Source organism: Nocardia albiluteola (assembly GCF_018860155.1).
GTDB classification, from domain to species: domain Bacteria; phylum Actinomycetota; class Actinomycetes; order Mycobacteriales; family Mycobacteriaceae; genus Nocardia; species Nocardia albiluteola.
This window is the reverse complement of the sequence record NZ_JAHKNI010000010.1, coordinates 218902-222980: the sequence shown is the minus strand read 5'-3', so window position 1 is coordinate 222980 and position 4079 is coordinate 218902. Positions and strand designations below refer to the sequence as shown.

The window sequence follows — 4079 nt, the reverse complement described above, 5'->3', positions numbered from 1 at the left end:
GACAGATCACGCCCGGCTCACAACAAAACCCCACACCCGGACCAGACCATGGCGCCGCGGCGGACGGCGAAACCGATGGGCGTCATGGGCACTCCCGGCAGGACTCAATCAGGTGAAGCGATATCGCCAGCACCAGAACAACTTACGATTTGATCCACGGACGCCGATTGTCGCCGCGGAACGTCGATCCCACGGCGCCAGGTTCGCCGGCGAGCCACTCGCCGCCCGCCGACTCCGGGCTCCACTCGCCCATCCGGGTCACGTCGGCGAGCAGTTCGTACACGGTCTCCGGGTCGGCGGCCATCACGTGCCGGACCTCGACTGTCGTCATGAAACCTACCTCGCGCCTCGCCCGGAAGCCCTCGCGCGACCGGAATTCTCTTGCTTCACAGCCATTCTCGCCCGTCCAGCAGCGTTCGACACCGCTCGGTCGGCTGCTGTCCTACGGTACGTAGGTGAGTACGGTGTGCGCTTGAACCACAGCGCCACACGGATAGGACATTCGCGCCGAAGTCGATCGGGCTGTGGCAGTGGGCAACAGTGCCCACACCGCCTGACCCACCGCAGCCTTCGAAGGACGGAGGCCGAGACGGATTCGGTTGGGGTCGTGGATGATTGGTCAAGTCCAGGGCCCTGTCAGTACTTGCCAGGTGAATATCAGCGGGCCCTGCCAGGCTGGTACAGATGACGACAATTTCCCTGGTCACCGGCGGCAGTCGCGGTATCGGACGAGAGGTGTGCCGCCAACTCGCCGCACGCGGTCATACCGTGCTGTTGACCGCCCGCACAGCCGATTCCGCGCGAGCGGCCGCGAAAGCCGTTGGGGCGATTCCGCTGCAGCTCGATGTTACCGACGACGAGAGCGTCGCCGCTGCGGCGCGTACGGTCGAGCGTGACCACGGTCGGCTGGATGTGCTGGTCAACAATGCCGCGATCAGCTACGACACCTGGCAGCGGGCGGCCACCGCCGATCTGGCCGTCGTGCGCGACGCGGCCGAAACCAACCTCTATGGTCCGTGGTCGATGGTGCAGCACTTTCTTCCACTGCTGCGCAAGGGAACTCATGCCCGCATCGTCAACGTATCGAGCGAGGCCGCCTCGCTGACCAGTATGGGCGGCGGTACCCCCGCCTACACCGCCTCGAAGGTGGCGCTCAATGCGCTGACCCGCATGCTCGCCGGCGAGTTGCGCGGTGATCGGATCCTGGTCAATGCGGTGTGCCCGGGATGGGTTGCCACGGACATGGGCGGCCCCGGCGGGCGTCCGGTCACCGAGGGCGCCGCGAGCGTGGTGTGGGCGGCCACTCTCCCCGATTCCGGGCCGACCGGGGGCTTCTTCCGCGACGGCCACCCGCTGCCCTGGTGAACGGGGATCATGCGTTGCGTTGCAGCCGCGCTCCGACGATCATCGCGCCGGTCGCGATGACCACGAGGATGGCGGCGAGCTGGACCGTGGTTGCCATTCCGAACGCGGCTGATGCGGCGCCGAAGGCGAACGGCGCGACCGCCGCACCACCGAACAGGCCGATCTGCACGGTCGCTCCGGCTTGTGCGCCCTGGCCCGGCAGCAGCCGCATGATCGCGGCCAGCAGCAGCCCGGTCCAGCCCCAGCCACCCGCGACGGCGAGCAGGGCACCGATCGTGAACGTGCCGATGGTCGCCATCGAGATCAGAGCCAAGCCGATCGCGCCACTGAACATCATCGCGGCGACGATTGCCGGGTTTCGGCGCGGTGCGCGGTCGGCGAGAACGCCGACCAGCAGGCGGACGACGACCGCGACAACGGCGGCCATCGACTGCATCAAGCCCGCCGTGGCAGTAGACAGACCGGACTGCGTGCCGAGCTGCACGAAGTAGGACGCGGCAATGTTCGAACCGATCGTGGCCAAGCCGGCGGCGATGGTCCACAGCAGCAGAATCGCATTCGTCCGCGCTGACGGAGCGACCGGCTCGGCCTGGGGCGTACCGGGCGAGCTCGTCGTGGTCCGGTCCTGGTTCAGTCCGGCCAGTGAGTCGGGGTCGCCTGGGCTCCTGCCGATGACAACAACCCGGTCGTCGGCGGCTTCGTCCGGGCCTGCCTTCAGCACCGTCCCCCTGGTCAACGTTGCGCGAACACCGGCGCGATCCGATCGATGCGGTTCGTCCATACGCCGCCGGAGTAGTCGGCCGGTAAACGCTGTAGGTCCTGCGGGGAATCGAATCCGCTCGAGAATTCCTCGCTGCCGTCGCCCTTTTCGACCACCACGATCGTGTCGTTGTTCCTCATGCGGTCGAGAAATACCCCGGGCCAGCCCCACCCCCAGCGCGCGAGCCGGTCCGGCAGGAGGAGTTCGATGTGCTTGCAGGAGTCGGGGACGTGCCCGGTCCATCCGACACCCACGTACCACGCCGCGCAGCGCTCGATGATGGACTTCGACATGACGCGTTGGTGTGGAAGTTGTTGGCGCACTGCATCGATAGACCTGTCGCCGCCCTCGACGGTGAGCGCGGATCGACGGGCATCGGGCAACCCTGCCAGGATGTGCGCGAGCAGCGTTCCGTCGGCCGGGTCGTCGCTCTTCATATCGATGAGTAGACGACGTCCGGGGAAGGCGTTCAAGACCTCCTCGAGGCTCGGCATCGGCCCGTATCCCTTGTCCCGGAAGGGAAATGTCCTGCCGCCGTCGGCGGTGTAGCCGTAGCCGATATCGAGAGTGCGGAGCTGATCGAGTGTGTAGTCCTCGGTGTGGCCGGTTCCGTTGGTTCGGCACCGGAGATCGTAGTCGTGGAAGACGACCAGGTGTTTGTCCCTGGTGGGCTGGACATCGAACTCGACTGTCCCGGCGCCGAGCCGGAACGCGGCCGCCATCGATTCGATCGTGTTCTCGAGGTATCGATGCACCGGGGGCAGCATTCGGCTCGCGATGCAGGTCTGATTGGTCAGTCCGACAGGCGAAAAGTCTTGCTGCATCCCACCATTGGCCAGAATGAACGGCTTGTCTGCGGTGTGGTCGGCGAGCGCGTTGGTGTTGTTGGTGTACGCGAAGGCTGCGAGCAGCAGCATGCTCGCAGCACCCAATGCGCCGATCTGCCGGACCCGGAGCCTGTTCTTCCTCTTCGCGATACGCGGCATTGCTACTTCGCGAGATTGGCGCGCAGGGCCTCGCCGAACCAGGTGAACACCGGGCCGAGGTCCTCCAGCGGAGGCCAGCCGCTGATGGTGGCGACCAGCCGCCAGTACCGCGCCACCCGGGAGTCGTTGGCGACCTCGAGCCGCTCGAGGATCCAACTCCTCAGCTCGGTGTTGTCGGCTTTGTCGAAGGTCTCGGCATAATGCGCGGTCAGCGAGTCCACGATGGTGGATCCAGCCTTCGAGTCCGGTGCGGTGCCCTCCGTCAGCGCCTCGCCGACCTCCGCACACACGGCTTCGGTCAGGTCGTGATGCAGGCCCGTGGTGTCGCCGGCGGCGCGCTCCTTCGCCTGATATTCGGCCATCCGTCGCACCGCGGCGCGGAAGTCGTTGTCCTGCACCAGCTCCACGAGTTCCATCCAGGCTTGGACCTGCTCGGGCGTAGGATCATCCGGAAGTTCCGGCATGGTCGTGCGCAGCAGTTCCACGAGGGCGGGGTTGGCGTCGACACCGCCGTACGTGTTGTCGATGAAGTCGTGGATGAAGCGGTCCCGTTCGGACTGCGACAGGTTCACCAGTTTGTGCATCAGATCCATCTCCTGTGGGTTCGATTCCCGCTCGGCCACCGCCCGCAACACCGCCCGCCGCAGGCGCAGCACCCGGATCTGGGCATCGAGCGCCGCCGCGTGCGCCGCGGCAACCTCGGCCAGCGAACTCTCGCGGGCCAGGATGCGGCGGACGGTGGCCAGATCGATGTCCAGCGCACGCAGGGTGCGGACCAGTTCCAGGCGGGCCAGGGCGTCGACGTCGTACAGTCGGTAGCCGCTCGGGCTGTGACAGGTCGGCGGAACGATCCCCTTGTCGGCATAGAAGCGGATCGTCTTGACCGGCAAGCCGGTCCGCTCGGCCAGCGCTCCGATGGTGAGGAGGTTCTCGTCGTCCATACCCATAGCGTGGAGTCTCCCCCTGGT

Annotated in this window: 5 protein-coding genes; 1 reads left to right on the top strand and 4 read right to left on the bottom strand. The window is 66.6% G+C overall.

What is annotated here, in order from left to right; translation table 11 throughout:
- Positions 1-142 precede the first annotated feature (142 nt).
- Complete coding sequence (locus KO481_RS28065) at positions 143-331, bottom strand: SRPBCC family protein (RefSeq protein ID WP_215921462.1); 189 nt, start codon at positions 329-331, stop codon at positions 143-145.
- Between the two features lie 353 nt (positions 332-684).
- On the opposite strand from KO481_RS28065, the gene KO481_RS28060 reads away from it, so the two are divergent.
- Entirely contained in the window at positions 685-1365 is a 681-nt protein-coding gene (locus tag KO481_RS28060; RefSeq protein ID WP_215921460.1) for an SDR family oxidoreductase, read from the top strand.
- A 7-nt stretch (positions 1366-1372) separates the two neighbouring features.
- Here the strand turns inward: KO481_RS28060 and KO481_RS28055 are convergent, their stop codons facing one another.
- From KO481_RS28055 to KO481_RS28045, 3 genes are all read right to left on the bottom strand, one after another.
- Positions 1373-2101, bottom strand: a complete 729-nt coding sequence (locus tag KO481_RS28055; protein WP_215921458.1) for a hypothetical protein — start codon at positions 2099-2101, stop codon at positions 1373-1375.
- Positions 2098-3042, bottom strand: coding sequence for a glycerophosphodiester phosphodiesterase family protein (locus KO481_RS28050; protein ID WP_215921456.1), 945 nt, complete (start codon positions 3040-3042; stop codon positions 2098-2100). The genes KO481_RS28055 and KO481_RS28050 overlap by 4 nt, the downstream gene beginning before the upstream one ends.
- A gap of 71 nt (positions 3043-3113) precedes the next feature.
- Positions 3114-4052 (bottom strand): MerR family transcriptional regulator, encoded by a 939-nt coding sequence (locus KO481_RS28045; RefSeq protein ID WP_215921454.1) that lies wholly within the window; start codon positions 4050-4052, stop codon positions 3114-3116.
- Positions 4053-4079 lie beyond the last annotated feature (27 nt).